Genomic DNA, 15,547 nt, shown 5'->3' on the forward strand with positions numbered 1-15,547 from the left:
CAATGGGCGCACACTATGCGCCCAGAAGAAACATTACTTCCACAACCTAAAACGACCCTCACCATTGCTGGCCGGTGTTTCGCCAGTTTCTACTGTCGCTTCTGCCGTAACAGCATTCCCTTTCAGCCGCGCCGCATCGGCCACCTGATACCAGTCCAGCTTACGCGTCAGCAACATGATGCCCGCCAGAACGACAAACAGCAGTACCGACCCTAGCACCAGCGCGTTATCTTCCGACTGCAACAGCAGGTACAGCACGCCATACAGCAACAACAGACTGGCGGCGAACAGCGCACCGCGCAACTTGCTGCGCAGCACCGCACTCAAGTAGAAAGCAATCAGCCCGCTGCAAGCCAGGCTTGCCAGCAAATAGGCGATATCAAAGCCAAGATGTTCCGAGAAGGCCAGCAGAATCAGGTAGAACAACACCAGCGCGGCCCCCACCAGCAGGTACTGAATCGGATGCACCCGCAGCCCGGTCAAGGTTTCGAATAGGAAGAACGCCATAAACGTCAGCCCGAGGAACAACACCGCATACTTCACCGCGCGCTCGGTCAGTTGATAGTGATCCACCGGTTCGATCAGGCTGGTGGTAAACGTAGGCAATTTCTCCTCGTCGATCATGCCGTTATCATAGAGAAACGCACTGTTGATATTGTTGGCAAACCAGGTGCTGCGCCAGCGGGCGGTAAAACCGTTCTCCGTCACTTTACGTTCATCGGGTAGGAAATTGCCGAGGAAATTCGGATGCGGCCAGTTACTCTGCAATACCAGTTCAGAACTGCGCCCCAGCGGCACCAATGACAGACTGCTGGTGCCAGCCAGAGTCAGCGTGAAATCCGCCTCTAACCCGTGTTGTTGCAAAGACTCCAGCGCCAACGGCGCATGAATGCCCTGAGAAAGTTCGCTCACCAGCGTGCCAGGTTCAAACGCCGCCTGCTGCTGCACGCCGTTCAATGTTGAAATACTCTTGATACCCCGTGAATCGCTCAGTGACACCAGCAAGAATGGCTGACCGATGGTCACATTGCTGCTTTGCAAATCTTCCAGCTCGGGTTGAGCAAATTTTACCTGAAACTTCAGTGGCCCCTGATAAACCTGCGTCTGATAGATCCCTAGCTTGCGGACTTCAACATTTGGCTTGCCATCCACCAGCAATGATTCCGGCAACACAAAGCGCTGATGGCGGCTCACCTGTACATAAACTTCCCCTTTATCATCTTTCTTCTCTTCCCGCAGGGTATAGGGGATAACAATCAACGGCCCGAGGATCCGCTGTGCCCGGCTGGTGCTTTCGCTCACCTGCCCAACCACGCTCTGGCGATAGCCGCTGCGCTCCTGCACCACATCCATCAGTTGTGCTACGGGGATCATCATCAGGATCATCAATCCTAACAGGGTGGTTATTTTCCAAAACAATACCGATTTAAACATCGCTGCGTGCTCCTTGTAGGTAATGACGCAACGATAAAACCGGCAAGTGAAAACAGAATGTGGTTATGTGAAGGGAAGGTGAAGTCAGACTGATAAAGTGAAAATTGCCGCCACCCCATGCGGTTGCCGGTTGTGCAAACGGATGGTGCCACGGTGCAGGCGCGCCACTTCCTGCACAAAGTTCAGCCCCAGGCCGCTGCTTTTGGGTTTATCTGCGCGTGCCAGCGAATAAAAACGTTCGAACACCTTGTCCAGCGCGTAATCTGGGATACCGCTGCCGGTATCGCTGACGGTGATCTGGTAGTGCTGTTCCAACCGCGCCCCTTGAATGCTGATGGTTCCACCCGCCGGGGTAAAATCCAGTGCATTATCCAGCAGGTTGCTCAACGCTTGGCTAAGCAGAAAAGCATCGCCAGTCAGAGTGGTTTCGGCCAGTTCCCCAACGCGGAGCGTGACACCGCGCTGTGCGGCCTGTGCCTCTTTGCCAGCAATCACCTGCCGCAATAACGGCTCTAATGCCACCAGAGTCAACTCAAGGCCCGGTCGGCTTTCCAATCGTGCCTGAACCAGCAGTTTATCGACCAATTGCTGGATGCGGGCGCTCTGCTGTTCGATGTTGGTCAGAAAACGTTTGGCCGTTGCCGGTGGTGGCATTTCCTGCAACAGTTCGGCCGCACCGCGAATCGCCGCCAGCGGGCTTTTCAATTCATGGGTCAAGGTATGTACGTATTGCTCGATATAGGCTTTGCCTTCCAGCTTCATGCGCATGCTTTCCAACGCCCGCGCTAACTGTGTCAACTCAATGCTGCCCATGTGCGGCAGCGGAACGGCGTCGCCTTGCGCCACACCGTTGGCGTAGCGTACTAGGCGGTTAATCGAGCGGTTAATCCACCAGACAAACCCCAATCCAATAGCTAGAGCAATCCCCAGCAGCACCGCCCCCGCCAGCAGGATCCGCCGCTCGCTGCGCCGGATAACCGGCGTCATGCTGCTGTTCGGTTTGCCGACGCTCAGCACGCCAATAATCTGCCCCTGCTCGATCACCGGAGCGGCCACGTACATCACCGAGCTGTTTTCATCATCCGCGATCATGCGCGTACTGCGGGCACCGTACTGGCCGCGCAGCGTTAGATAAACGTCATTCCAGCGCGAGTAATCCTGCCCCAAAGCCTGGCCGCCGGAATCAAAAATCACCTTGCCACGGCTATCGGTCAGATAAACGCGGTATTCATTACGATCTTTGCGGATCCCGGCAATATTGGCACCAATCGGCCGCTGATTAAGCTGGGCAAACGCCTGCGCCAGTTGGCCGTAAGCGGCATCGCCGCGTTTCATATCCAAGCGTGCGATCTGCGCCAGCAAATTAGCAGTATCCACCAGCGTGCCTTCAGTGGCGCGCCGTACCCCCGGTTTCACTTCCTGCACGAAAATGCTCAAGACGAAATAACCGGCCACCGCCACAATCAGGAAATACCCTAACAGCAGGCGCAGGCCGATCCTCATGGCTGGCGGCTCACGCTGTAGCCCAACCCGCGATGGGTATGGATCGGCGGTTCCCCGGCATCAATCACCCGCAGTTTGGCGCGCAGCGTTTTAATATGGGTATCGACGGTGCGATCCAGGCTCTCTTCCGCCTGCGCCCAAACGCTGTCCATCAGTTGCTGACGCGAAAACACCCGCCCTGGTGCCAACAGCAAGGTTTTCAGCAGCAGGAATTCGTAGCGGGTCAGCGGTAACGGTTGGTGGTGATAGCAGATAGCCGCGCCCTCTTCGTCGAGGGTAAAAGCACCAAACTGATACAAGGCAGGCTGTTGCAAGCGCTGTTGCTTTTGCAGCCGCCGCAGGATGGTCCTGACGCGGGCGCTGACTTCACGCGGGGAAAAGGGTTTGGCGACATAGTCATCGGCACCAATTTCCAAGCCAATCAGACGATCGACCTCATCGCTGCGCGCGGTAAGGAACAGAATGGGTAAATCTGCCGCCTGCGCCAACAGCCGACGGCAAAGTTCAAAACCATTGATATCGGGCAGGCCGACGTCGAGGATCGCCAACGCCGGTGCCCCTTGCTGCAAAGCCAACAACGCGGGTTCACCGCGTTCAAACCAACGCACCTGGAAACCTTCGCTCTCTAAGGTATAAATCAGCGTATCAGCAATGCTGGGCTCATCTTCCACCAGCCAGAGCAGCGGTTTCATTATTGGCTCTCGCTCTCAGCGGATTGCGCAGACAGCAACAACTGGCGCAGATGGCGCCATTCAGACTTGCTCAGGCAGTCTGAAGCCAGCCACAGCCGATGGCGTTTCTTGCCGTTAACCTGTTGTAACGTCAGCAAAACACCAAACCCCGGCATCCAGGGCTTTTTCAGCATCAGCCATTCTTGACCACGCCACTCAACCCGCCGCTCCGCCAGCCACCGCAGCTCTCCCTGCCTGGATCCAATGCGCTTCTGGCTACGAATGCATTCAAATACCACCAGCGTCAGCAACACCAGCCAGACCGGGCCATAGCCTTCTGGCCAAGGCGAGATCAGGATCAGGAGTATCAGTGCGCCATGGGTCAGCAGCGAGAATAACTGGGTACGCCAGGAAATGCGGACATCACAACGCCACTGGGCCACGGTCTTTATTTCGCGTTTGGATCAGGGAGACCATTCTCTGCAGTTCTTTGTCCTGCGGAGCGCCATGATTCATCAGCCAGTTGAATAAATCGGGATCGTCATTCTCTAGCAGGCGAATAAACAGTGCTTTGTCTTCGTCGTTCAACGTATCGTATTCGTACTCGAAGAACGGCATGATCGAAATGTCCAGCTCACGCATCCCACGGCGACAGGCCCAGTGAATGCGTGCTTTGTTATTAATATCCATGTTGTTATGACTAACCTCTTTTCGGCATGTTTTGCCAACGCAGGGTTCAACCGACACTCTGTATGGCAACACGCGCGCAATATAATTCCATCGGTTCACGAAGAGTTATCGTTGGCCGTAAGTATATAGGGTAACAATTTGACATACTCGCCGGAAAGGCAGTTCTCCGATCTAAAGCGCAAAAATGTCAAAAAAAGCACTGCGTCGTAATAACTGTTTGCAAACAGAGCCACCTCTTTTACCATGCTGTTAACCCTTTCAGGCAATCTGAATATACACTTCACACTTCAAGTTGCTTGGGTGTTGGCTACGCTCTGTCGCCCCAGTCACATAGTGGACTATGCTCCTGGGGTCTCCAGTGCTTGCCGCCTACAAGCAACTCGAATTATTTTGTGTACATGAAGCAGGAACTCATTATGGCGTTCAATATTCCTTTTCCACCTCGTCAACCCTCCGCCTCTGCCCAACTGCCACTGACGCTGATCTCGTTAGAAGATTGGGCGCTGGTGCGGCTTAACGGGCCGGATACGGTGAAATACCTTCAGGGCCAGGTGACGGCCGATATCGATAAACTGGCGGCCGATCAACATGTGCTGTGCGGCCATTGCGATGCCAAAGGCAAGATGTGGAGCAACCTGCGTCTGTTCCATTACGGTGAAGGCTTTGCCTATCTGGAGCGCCGCAGCGTGCTGGATAGCCAGTTGGCGGAGATCAAGAAATACGCCGTATTCTCCAAAGTGACCATCGCAGCGGATAATGATGCCGTGCTGCTGGGCGTGGCGGGTTTGCAGGCACGAGCTGCACTGGCGGAAATATTCACGACCCTGCCGGATGCAGAGCAGCAGGTAGTGCAAAATGGGGATACCACCTTACTGCACTTTGCCCTGCCGGCAGAACGGTTTCTGCTGATCACCAGTGCAGAAATCGCGGGTCAGCTTAGCGCCAAACTTGATGGCAATGCCGCGTTGAACAACAGCCAACAGTGGCTGGCGCTGGATATAGAAGCGGGTTACCCGGTAATTGACGCAGCCAACAGCGCGCAGTTGGTGCCGCAGGCCACCAACCTACAGGCGCTGGCAGGCATCAGCTTCAGCAAAGGCTGTTATACCGGGCAGGAAATGGTAGCACGCGCCAAGTTCCGCGGTGCCAACAAGCGCGCTCTGTATTGGCTGGAAGGCAATGCTGAGCGAGTACCGGTGGCAGGTGAAGATCTGGAACTGCAACTGGGCGAAAATTGGCGGCGTACCGGCACCGTTTTAGCGGCAAGCGCGTTGGATAACGGCACGCTGTGGGTGCAGGCGATACTGAATAACGATCTGGATGCCGATAGCGTATTGCGCGTGCGGGAAGAAGCGGGCAGCCAGTTGGCTATCAAACCGTTGCCGTACTCGTTGGCGGAAGAAAAGTAACTGAATCAGCCGCAGGTACAATACCTGCGGCACTTTGGCTTAGACGTACAGGTAAATCGCCAAGAAATGGCACAGGCTACCACCGAGCACAAAACCGTGCCAGATGGCGTGGCCGAAGCGAAAACGCTTCGAGGCATAGAAAATTACCCCCAGCGTATACACCACACCACCGACGGCCAGCAGGGTTACGCCGCCGATCGCCAGCCGGGTAGCCAGCTGATAGATCACGATCAGCGACAGCCAGCCCATGGTCAGATAGGTCACCAGCGACAGCACCTCAAAGCGGTGCGCAAATGCCAGTTTGAAGATCACGCCGAACAGCGCCAGCCCCCAGATCACCACCATCAACCCTTTCGCTAACGGTGAGTCCAACCCCACCAGCAGGAAAGGCGTATAGGTTCCGGCAATCAGCAGATAAATGGCGCAGTGGTCGAATTTTTTCAGCCAGTGTTTGGCCTTTTGATGGGGAATGGCGTGATACAGGGTGGAAGCCAGGAACAGCAGAATCATGCTGCCGCCATACAGGCTGTAGCTGGTGATGGCGGTCACATCAGCACCGGTGTTCACCGCCTGAACCAGCAACAGCACCAAACCGACAATCCCCAGAACCAACCCAATGCCGTGGCTGATGCTGTTCGCAATCTCTTCAGCCCATGGATAAACCGTGCCAGCCAGCTTATCAGACTCGGTCTTTATTTCATCCGCTTTACCCATAATGCGCAAACCCTCAAAGCAGCCAATATTGTTTGAAATTATCGCAAAAGAGCTTAACTGAGAATAATTTCAGTGTACACGTGTACGCTAAAATAAAACTGTGAACGCTTGTAACACCGCACAAGCGTCGAAATTATCGGCACGCTGAGCTACAATCAGCGGGTTTTTCCCGCTACTAACCTCGAGGTTCGCCCCATGTCATCCGCTGTACCCGCCTTAGATTTTGGCTCCATGACTCAAGTCATCCAATTCCTGATGGAAATCGACAAACTGAAAGATGTTCAGCGCCGTACCAAAGTGCTGGGCAGTCAACGGCAGGAAAACTCGGCCGAACACAGTTGGCATTTTGCCATTGCGGCCTTAAGCCTGGCCCCTTATGCCAGTGCAGAGGTCGATATTCAGCGCGTGATCCAGATGGCCCTGCTGCACGACATCGTCGAAATCGATGCCGGTGATGTGATGGTTTACGATCTGGCTGCACGTGCAGCGATCCACGATCAGGAAGTGGCGGCAGCGAAACGCCTGTTTGGCTTACTGCCGGAGCCTCAGCGTGAGTCTTTCACCGCGTTGTGGCAGGAATATGAAGACGGCGAAAGCGCCGATGCCCGCTTTGCGCTGGTGTTGGATCGCAGCCTGCCAATGCTGATGAACCTGCATAATAAAGGCCAAAGCTGGGTAGAGAACGACATCAGTCTGGAACAGGTGCTGGCGCGCAATGCGATGATTGCCGATATCCATCCAGAGTTGTGGAAGCATCTGCACCAACATTTACAGGATGCGCAGCGCAAAGGCTGGTTAAAATAATAGACAAGGGCACCGATGGTGCCCTTGCTGATTCAGCGCCCGCCGGAGGCCTCAATAAAGCTGCCGGTCACGTAAGAGGCCGCATCGGAAAGCAGCCAGGCAATCGCTTCGGCCACCTCTTCCGGTTGGCCGCCGCGCTGCATCGGCAACGCCGTTTTAACGCGATCCACCCGCCCCGGTTCACCGCCGCTGGCATGCATCTCGGTATAGATACAACCCGGCCGCACGCCGTTGACGCGGATCCCCTGCGCCGCCACTTCCAGCGCCAAACCGGTGGTCAGCGTATCCACCGCCCCTTTCGACGCCGCATAGTCGATATACTCCCACGGAGATCCCAAACGTGCCGCAGCAGAGGAAACGTTGACGATCGCCCCGCCCCGCCCGCCATGCCGTAGCGCCATACGTTTTACCGCTTCGCGACAGCAGAGAAAATACCCGGTGACGTTGGTGGTTAGCACCTTATTGATACGCTCGGCGGTGAGTTGCTCAATCCCTGTCTGTTGGAACAGAATACCGGCGTTATTCACCAGTGCATCTATGGGGCCAAGCGCCTGTTCCAAGGCAGAAAACATCGCCACTACCTCGTCTTCCTCGGCAATATTGGCCTGTAGCGCCAGCGCCTTGCCACCTTGCTCACGGATCTGCGCGACGACCTGCTCCGCCGCAGCGTGATCTTGCAGATAGTTCACGCCGACCGCATAACCTCTCTGGGCCAGTAATAATGCCGTCGCGCGGCCTATGCCACGGCTGGCGCCGGTGACTAATACCACTTTCGTCATATTTGCTCCTTGCTCTTTAAGCCAATACCGACATGCGGCAATAAAAAAGGGACACCGCATCATGCAGTGCCCCTCGCTCGTTCATTTGACGGATCGTGTTATTGGTATTCGCTCATCGGCACGCAAGAGCAGAACAGATTGCGATCGCCATAAACATCATCAAGGCGCTTCACGCTCGGCCAGTACTTGTTCTCACGTACACCGGCAACAGGGAATACCGCCAGTTCACGGCTGTAAGCATGCTGCCAGTCGCTGACCAGTTCGGCCTGAATGTGCGGCGCGTTAACCAGCGGGTTATCTGCCAGCGGCCATTCGCCTTTATGCACTCGGTCAATCTCGCCGCGAATCGCCAGCATCGCATCAATAAAGCGATCCAGCTCCACTTTGCTTTCCGACTCGGTCGGCTCCACCATCAGCGTGCCCGCAACCGGGAACGACATGGTTGGTGCATGGAAGCCGTAGTCGATCAGGCGTTTGGCGATATCCATTTCGCTGATGCCGGTTTCTTCCTTCAGCGGACGGATATCCAGAATACATTCGTGCGCCACGCGGTGATCGCGGCCGGTATACAGCACCGGATAAGCCTCTTTCAGGCGGGTCGCGATGTAGTTGGCGTTCAGGATCGCCACCTGGCTGGCCTGCTTCAGTCCTTCCGCCCCCATCATGCGAATGTACATCCAGCTGATCGGTAGAATCGAGGCACTGCCGAACGGTGCGGCAGAGACTGCGCCCTGCTGCGTGGTCACGCCGTCGATCTGCACCACGCTGTGGCCAGGAACGAACGGGGCCAAGTGTGCTTTGACACCGATCGGCCCCATACCTGGACCGCCGCCGCCGTGTGGGATACAGAAGGTTTTATGCAGGTTGAGGTGTGAGACATCAGCACCGATATAGCCCGGCGTGGTAATCCCCACCTGGGCATTCATGTTGGCGCCATCGAGATACACCTGGCCGCCGAACTGATGCACGATCTGGCACACTTCGCGGATGGTTTCTTCATACACGCCGTGGGTCGATGGGTAGGTCACCATGATGCAGGAGAGTTCGTCCCCTGCTTGCTCGGCCTTCAGCCGCAAATCGTGCAGATCGATGTTGCCATTCTTGTCACAGGCCACCACCACCACGCTCATACCCGCCATCTGGGCAGAAGCCGGGTTAGTGCCGTGCGCGGAACTTGGGATCAGGCAGATATGACGGCCCGCTTCGTTACGGCTTGCGTGATAACGGCGGATCGCCAGTAAACCGGCATATTCACCCTGCGCGCCGGAGTTCGGCTGCATGCATACCGCATCGTAGCCGGTCAGTTGCACCAGCCATTGCGAGAGTTGACCAATCATCTGCTGATAACCGGCTGCCTGCTCTGGCGGGCAGAACGGGTGCAGTTCGGCAAATTCAGGCCAGGTGATCGGGATCATTTCCGCCGCGGCATTCAGCTTCATGGTGCAGGAGCCCAGCGGGATCATCGCCTGATTCAGCGCCAGATCTTTGCGCTCCAGGCGATGCATATAGCGCATCATCTCAGTTTCGCTGTGGTAACGGTTGAATACCGGATGGGTGAGGATCGGATCTTTACGCAGCATCGCCGCCGGGATTGATGAGCTACCGTTGCTGACTGCCGCGTCCAACGCATCGATATCCAGATCATGGTTATCCCCCGCCAACACCGCAAACAGCGCCTGCACGTCTTCGCGCGAGGTGGCTTCATCCAGCGTGATGCCCACTGCGCCGCGAATGTCGGTGCGCAGGTTGATGCCAAAACTCAGCGCACGCTCCAGCACCGCCGCCTTGTCTTTCACTTCCACGGTCAGAGTATCGAACCAGGTTTTATGGCGCAGTTGCAGACCGGCTTGTTGCAAGCCAGCGGCCAGAATATCGGTCAGGCGATGGATGCGCCCGGCGATACGCTGCAAACCCTGCGGGCCATGATACACCGCATACAGACTGGCGATATTGGCTAGCAGCACCTGCGAGGTACAGATATTCGAGTTAGCCTTTTCGCGGCGAATATGTTGCTCGCGGGTCTGCATCGCCATGCGCAGCGCGGTGTTACCGGCAGCGTCGCGGGAAACACCGATGATCCGGCCCGGCATGGAGCGTTTGAATTCATCACGGCAGGCGAAAAACGCCGCATGTGGGCCACCGTAGCCCATCGGCACGCCAAAGCGCTGTGCAGAGCCGAACACCACGTCCGCACCTTGTTTGCCTGGGGCAGTCAACAGCACCAGCGCCATGATATCGGCCGCCATGCTGGTAATAATTTTGCGGTTCTTCAATTCAGCCAGCAGAGCGCTGTAATCGTGCAGTTCCCCGGTCGTGCCCACCTGTTGCAGCAGCACGCCGAACACGCCTTGCAGCTCCAGCACTTTCGCCGGTTTATCGACGATCACTTCAAAACCGAAGGTTTCGGCACGAGTGCGCACCACGTCCAGCGTTTGCGGGTGCACGTCGTCAGCCACAAAGAAACGGTTAGCGTCTTTCAGCTTGCTGGCGCGTTTCGCCAGCGCCATTGATTCTGCGGCGGCCGTCGCTTCATCCAGCAACGAGGCGGAAGCCAGATCCAGCCCGGTAAGATCGAGCGTCACAGTCTGGAAATTGAGCAACGCCTCCAGACGGCCCTGCGATACTTCCGGCTGATAAGGGGTATAAGCGGTGTACCAGCCTGGGTTCTCCAGCATATTGCGCAGGATCACCGGCGGCGTCAGCACCGCGCTATAGCCCATACCGATATAGGATTTGTAGCGCTGATTCTGCGCCGCAATCGCCTTCAGCTCGGCCAATGCCTGATGTTCAGTGACCGCATCGCCCACCGGCGGTGGCCCAGGCAGTTGAATGTCTGCTGGCACAATCTGTTGGATAAGCGCGCTGAGCGTGCGTGCGCCCACTGCATCCAGCATCTGCTGCTGTTGCTGCGCAGAAGGGCCAATGTGGCGTTCGATAAACGCTTCGCTGTGTTCAAGTTGGCTGAGTGTCTGGGTCATTGCTACGAATTCCTGAATGCTTGCGGGGTACGGGATCTAGCCTGAACTGCAAAACGCCCCTTGTGGAGTCACATGCGGGGCGTTGAACTTATTACTCGTCGATAGAAGCCTGGTATGCATCGGCATCCAGCAGATCGTCTAACTCTGCTGCGTCAGAAGCCTTGATGCGGAACAACCAGCCATCGCCATACGGCTCGCTGTTGACCAGTTCCGGGGAGGCTTCCAGATCGCCATTGACGGCAATGACTTCACCGCTGATTGGCGCATAAATATCCGAAGCGGCCTTCACGGACTCCGCGACGGCACAATCATCACCGGCAGAAACGGTGGCGCCCACTTCCGGCAGATCGACAAATACCATATCGCCCAGCAGCTCCTGCGCGTGTTCGGTGATCCCCACCACGTATTCGCCGTTGCCTTCATCACGCACCCACTCATGGGATGCGGCGTATTTCAGTTCTGTTGGCACATTGCTCATTGACCTGCTACTCCTTCAAAAAATAGAAACTAATTGATCAGGGACTTACCGGCGCGCACAAAACCAGGTTTAGTCACTTTTACTGGCATTTCCCGGTTACGGATCTGTACCACCGCCTGCTCGCCGATACCGGCAGGCACACGCGCCAACGCAATACTATAGCCCAAGGTCGGTGAGAAGGAGCCGCTGGTAATCACACCTTCATGCACCAGACCGGCTGCATCGGTGAAACGTACTGGCAATTCATTACGTAACACGCCTTTTTCCGTCATGATCAAACCAACCAGCTGTTCAGTGCCCTGCTCACGCTGCTGTTCCAACGCTGCACGGCCGATAAACTGGCGATCCTGCGGTGCCCAGGCGATAGTCCAACCCATATTGGCGGCCAGCGGCGAGATCCCCTCGTCCATTTCCTGCCCGTACAGGTTCATACCGGCTTCCAGGCGCAGAGTATCACGCGCCCCCAGCCCGGCGGGCTTGACGCCAGCGGCCAGCAGTTGCTGCCAAAAATCGACCGCCCGCTCTTTTGGCAGGGCAATTTCATAGCCCGCTTCACCGGTGTAACCGGTGGTGGCGATAAACAGATCCCCAGCCTGCACACCAAAGAAGGGCTTCATGCCTTCCACAGCCTGCTTTTGCTGCGGGGTAAATAAGGTGGCGGCACGCTCTTTGGCCTGCGGGCCTTGCACCGCGATCAGCGCCAGATCGTCACGCACCGTCAGTTCAACGCCGTAGGGCGCAGCATGTTGTTCGATCCAGGCTAAGTCTTTGTCACGCGTGGCGGAATTCACCACCAGGCGGAAATAATCTTCGGTGAAGAAGTAAACGATCAGATCGTCAATCACGCCGCCGGACGCATTCAGCATGCCGCTATACAGCGCTTTGCCCGATTGAGTGAGTTTGGCGACATCATTCGCCAGCAGATAACGCAGAAATTCGCGAGTGCGGGCACCGTGCAGATCCACAATGGTCATGTGGGAAACATCAAACATGCCCGCATCCTGGCGCACCCGGTGGTGCTCATCAAGCTGAGAGCCGTAATGCAGCGGCATCATCCAGCCATGAAAATCGACCATGCGCGCACCGCACGCCACGTGCTGATCGTACAGTGGGGTTTGCTTTGTCATCTTTTCCCTCTTTCCACTCAAAAAGCCGAAGACAGGGTGTTGCTACGCAATGAGGCAGGTGTGGCTCGTGGAACGTCTTACGGGCCTGATTGCGTGGCGCACGCTGACTGCTCAATACACATTGCCGTGCTGGCATAAGCAGCAAACCAGCACGACGCAAACGATACCTTGACCTTGAACTTACCACCGAACGAACGCGTTAACCATAAGTTAAAATATACTCAACATCGTTCAAGCTCCGTAAATTGCCACGCTAGTGTGCAGAGTTTTACACTGGAAAACTGCGCTTAAAGGCACAAAAGACACAATTAAAGCGGTATAAATCCGAAGTTATGTAACAAACAGGCGGTCAGCCGGAGGGTTTTGGTTTTTCATTGCCAACCATGAGATTAGAAAAAGTAATGGTAAAAAGTAACCGAAATTAGAATTTTTCAAATGAAGGGGAGATAAAAGAAAGCAATGGCTATCTGACCGGACAAATTTTAATGCGGGGGAAATACGAAGAGGCCAGGAATCTGGCCTCGGTACAGAAATTAAACCAACCACTCGGGCAAATCATTCAGGCCCATCGCCTGGCGTACCAGCTTGGGCTTCACGCCCGGCAGGCTGTCTGCCAAGCGCAATCCAACGTCGCGCAGTAACTTTTTAGCTGGGTTATTACCGGCAAACAGTTCGCGGAACCCTTGCATACTGGCCAACATCACCGCTGCACCATGTTTGCGACGGCGCTCATAGCGGCGCAGATACAGGTGTTGACCGATGTCTTTACCCTGACGTTGCAGGCGTTTAAGTTCGGATATCAGTTCGGCGGCATCCATAAAGCCCAGATTCACCCCTTGCCCTGCCAGCGGATGCACGGTGTGCGCCGCATCCCCCACCAGCGCCAGACGATGGGCGGCGAAGCTGCGGGCATAACGCCCGGTGAGCGGGAAGGTCAGGCGTTCACTTTCCAGCACGCAGTTGCCCAAACGCATATCGAAGGTCATGGCCAGTTCGCGGTTAAACGCTGTTGGTTCAAGCTGCTTTAGCCGTTCGGCTGCTTCTGGTGCTACCGACCAGACAATTGAGCTCAGATGCGGATCGTTAAATGGCAGGAAGGCCAGAATACCGTCGCCGTGGAAAATCTGGCGCGCCGTGGCAAAATGTGGTTCTTCTGTGCGGATAGTGGCCACCAGTGCGCTGTGGCGGTAATCCCAGAAGGTCAGCGGGATATCGGCATGCTGGCGCAGCCAGGAATTGGCGCCATCGGCACCCACCAGCAAGCGGGCGGTCAACATCCGGCCATCTTCCAGCGTGATAAAGGCGTCATTCTCGCCCCAGGCCACCTGTTTCAACGCCGCAGGGGCGATCAGCGTTACCTCGGCCAGCGCTTGTGCCTTTTTCCACAACGCCTGCTGGATAACCTCATTTTCAATAATATGGCCCAAATGGCTGAAACCACATTCATCGCCCCGGAAGGCGATCTTGCCGAAGCTGTCGCGATCCCACACTTCCATCGCGTTATACGCGCTGGCGCGCAGGTTGAGAATGTCATCCCACACGCCAATCTGTTGCAGCAGGCGCTCGCTGGCAGCATTAATGGCGGAGACGCGCAGCGCCGGAAGCTCCTGCAACGGCGAGTTTTCCGGCTGCCGCTGTTCCAGCACCGCCACGCGCAGGCCACTGCCCTGCAAACCGCAGGCCAGCGCCAACCCGACCATACCGCCACCGGCGATAATCACATCAAACGATTGCATGCTGCTTTAATTCCTTAAATTAGCGGACGCCCAAAAACGGGAAATTTAGCGCTCAACCCAGCCCAAGGTGCGTTTGGCGAAAGCGTCACGCACCGCCGGTAACTGCTCCATCGCCATCAGCCCCAGATTACGCCCGGCAACCAGCGGAGCATAGTCGTTGGCAAACAAGCGGATCAAACCGTCGGTTACGCCAATGGTCGCCTGCTGATCCTGCTGCCGCCGCTGCTGATAACGGCTCAATAGCTCATAAGCCCCCAGATCTTCACCGGCCTGTGCCGCTGCTGCCAGCGTTTCTGCCAACGACATCACGTCGCGCAGGCCCAAGTTGAAACCTTGCCCGGCGATCGGGTGCAGCGTCTGCGCCGCGTTCCCCACCAGCGCCAAGCGGTGGCTGACATGCTGGTTCGCCATCAATAGACTTAAAAGATAACTGTGGCGCTGGCCCACTTGCAGTATTTTTCCCAACCGCCAGCCGAACGCCTGCTGTAGTTCCCTAAGGAAACGCGCATCGTCCCAGCTATCCACCTGCGCCCGATCTGCTCTGGCATGACACCAGACCAGCGAACTGCGCCCCTGCGACATCGGCAACAGCGCCAGCGGCCCGAAACGGGTAAAGCGCTCAAAGGCTCGCCCCTGCGGCGCTTGTGCGGTAGTGACGTTGGCGATGGTCGCAAACTGCGGATAATCACGTTGCTGCCACTGTATATTACAGGCCTGCGCCAATGCCGAGCGTGAACCATCCGCCGCCACCAACAGTTGCCCGCTTAAGCGCCGCCCATTATCCAACAGCACTTCAGCATGGGTAACGGTACGCAGCACATCGACCACTTTAGCCGGGCAATGCAAGGTGACGCCTGGCGCTTTCGCCAGCAGCGCAAACAGCCGCTGCCCGGCATCGTGCAGTTCAATCACCTGCCCCAGCGCGTCAACCTGATAATCCTGCGCATGCAGATTCACAAACCCGGCATGGCCGCGATCGCTGACGTGCACATGGGTAATCGCCGTGGCGCAGTCGCGCAGCGCGGGCCAGATACCAATACGCGCTAACTGCTGGCAGGTTCCCTGCGCCAGAGCGATGGCTCGGGCATCGAAACCAGGATGAGCACCATCTTCGGGCCAAGTTGCCTCAACCAGATCGATCGCCACCTTGCCCTGAGTCAGGGATGAAATCGCCAACGCCAGCGTTGCGCCCGCCATCCCGCCGCCAACAATAATAATGCTCAT

Annotated in this window: 14 protein-coding genes; 2 read left to right on the forward strand and 12 right to left on the reverse strand. The window is 56.4% G+C overall.

Translation table 11 applies throughout. From position 1 onward, the window contains the following. Nucleotides 1–33: 33 nt before the first annotated feature. From creD to sdhE, 5 genes are all read right to left on the reverse strand, one after another. On the reverse strand, nt 34–1,434 hold the full coding sequence (creD, locus tag ACX9GT_RS05400) for a cell envelope integrity protein CreD (protein WP_473190158.1): 1,401 nt from the start codon (nt 1,432–1,434) through the stop codon (nt 34–36). Between the two features lie 84 nt (nt 1,435–1,518). After that, nucleotides 1,519–2,937, reverse strand: a complete 1,419-nt coding sequence (gene creC / locus ACX9GT_RS05405) for a two-component system sensor histidine kinase CreC (RefSeq protein ID WP_473190159.1) — start codon at nt 2,935–2,937, stop codon at nt 1,519–1,521. Then, nucleotides 2,934–3,629, reverse strand: coding sequence for a two-component system response regulator CreB (gene creB, locus ACX9GT_RS05410; RefSeq protein ID WP_473190160.1), 696 nt, complete (start codon nt 3,627–3,629; stop codon nt 2,934–2,936). The genes creC and creB overlap by 4 nt, the downstream gene beginning before the upstream one ends. Beyond that, on the reverse strand, nt 3,629–4,051 hold the full coding sequence (locus ACX9GT_RS05415; RefSeq protein ID WP_473190161.1) for a protein YgfX: 423 nt from the start codon (nt 4,049–4,051) through the stop codon (nt 3,629–3,631). Before ACX9GT_RS05415 ends, creB begins: the two co-directional genes overlap by 1 nt. Continuing rightward, nucleotides 4,032–4,298, reverse strand: coding sequence for an FAD assembly factor SdhE (sdhE, locus tag ACX9GT_RS05420; RefSeq protein WP_473190162.1), 267 nt, complete (start codon nt 4,296–4,298; stop codon nt 4,032–4,034). Before sdhE ends, ACX9GT_RS05415 begins: the two co-directional genes overlap by 20 nt. 416 nt (nt 4,299–4,714) lie before the next feature. Here sdhE and ygfZ point away from each other — a divergent pair, with 416 nt between their 5' ends. Beyond that, complete coding sequence (ygfZ, locus tag ACX9GT_RS05425) at nt 4,715–5,707, forward strand: tRNA-modifying protein YgfZ (RefSeq protein WP_473190163.1); 993 nt, start codon at nt 4,715–4,717, stop codon at nt 5,705–5,707. Nucleotides 5,708–5,746: 39 nt separating this feature from the next. Here ygfZ and trhA read toward each other — a convergent pair whose 3' ends face one another. Next, complete coding sequence (gene trhA / locus ACX9GT_RS05430) at nt 5,747–6,421, reverse strand: PAQR family membrane homeostasis protein TrhA (protein WP_473190164.1); 675 nt, start codon at nt 6,419–6,421, stop codon at nt 5,747–5,749. A 195-nt stretch (nt 6,422–6,616) separates the two neighbouring features. On the opposite strand from trhA, the gene ACX9GT_RS05435 reads away from it, so the two are divergent. Continuing rightward, the gene (locus ACX9GT_RS05435) at nt 6,617–7,225 is read left to right on the forward strand and encodes an HD domain-containing protein (protein ID WP_473190165.1); all 609 of its coding nucleotides are present in this window, start codon (nt 6,617–6,619) and stop codon (nt 7,223–7,225) included. Nucleotides 7,226–7,257: 32 nt separating this feature from the next. Here the strand turns inward: ACX9GT_RS05435 and ACX9GT_RS05440 are convergent, their stop codons facing one another. The 6 genes from ACX9GT_RS05440 to ubiH all read right to left on the reverse strand — a co-directional run bounded on the left by ACX9GT_RS05440 (nt 7,258) and on the right by ubiH (nt 15,547). After that, nucleotides 7,258–8,004 carry an SDR family oxidoreductase gene (locus ACX9GT_RS05440; protein WP_473190166.1) on the reverse strand — a complete coding sequence of 249 codons (747 nt, stop codon included), beginning with the start codon at nt 8,002–8,004 and terminating at the stop codon, nt 7,258–7,260. Between the two features lie 98 nt (nt 8,005–8,102). Then, nucleotides 8,103–10,982: an aminomethyl-transferring glycine dehydrogenase gene (gcvP, locus tag ACX9GT_RS05445; RefSeq protein WP_473190167.1), complete on the reverse strand. Its 2,880-nt coding sequence runs from the start codon at nt 10,980–10,982 to the stop codon at nt 8,103–8,105. Nucleotides 10,983–11,073: 91 nt separating this feature from the next. Continuing rightward, nucleotides 11,074–11,460, reverse strand: a complete 387-nt coding sequence (gene gcvH / locus ACX9GT_RS05450; RefSeq protein WP_473190168.1) for a glycine cleavage system protein GcvH — start codon at nt 11,458–11,460, stop codon at nt 11,074–11,076. Between the two features lie 29 nt (nt 11,461–11,489). Beyond that, a complete protein-coding gene (gene gcvT, locus ACX9GT_RS05455) occupies nt 11,490–12,587 on the reverse strand; it encodes a glycine cleavage system aminomethyltransferase GcvT (protein ID WP_473190169.1) in 1,098 nt (365 codons plus the stop codon). Between the two features lie 533 nt (nt 12,588–13,120). Beyond that, nucleotides 13,121–14,323, reverse strand: coding sequence for an FAD-dependent 2-octaprenylphenol hydroxylase (ubiI, locus tag ACX9GT_RS05460; RefSeq protein WP_473190170.1), 1,203 nt, complete (start codon nt 14,321–14,323; stop codon nt 13,121–13,123). Between the two features lie 45 nt (nt 14,324–14,368). Then, entirely contained in the window at nt 14,369–15,547 is a 1,179-nt protein-coding gene (ubiH, locus tag ACX9GT_RS05465; protein ID WP_473190171.1) for a 2-octaprenyl-6-methoxyphenyl hydroxylase, read from the reverse strand.

The organism is Serratia sp. YWN4 (assembly GCF_055790845.1).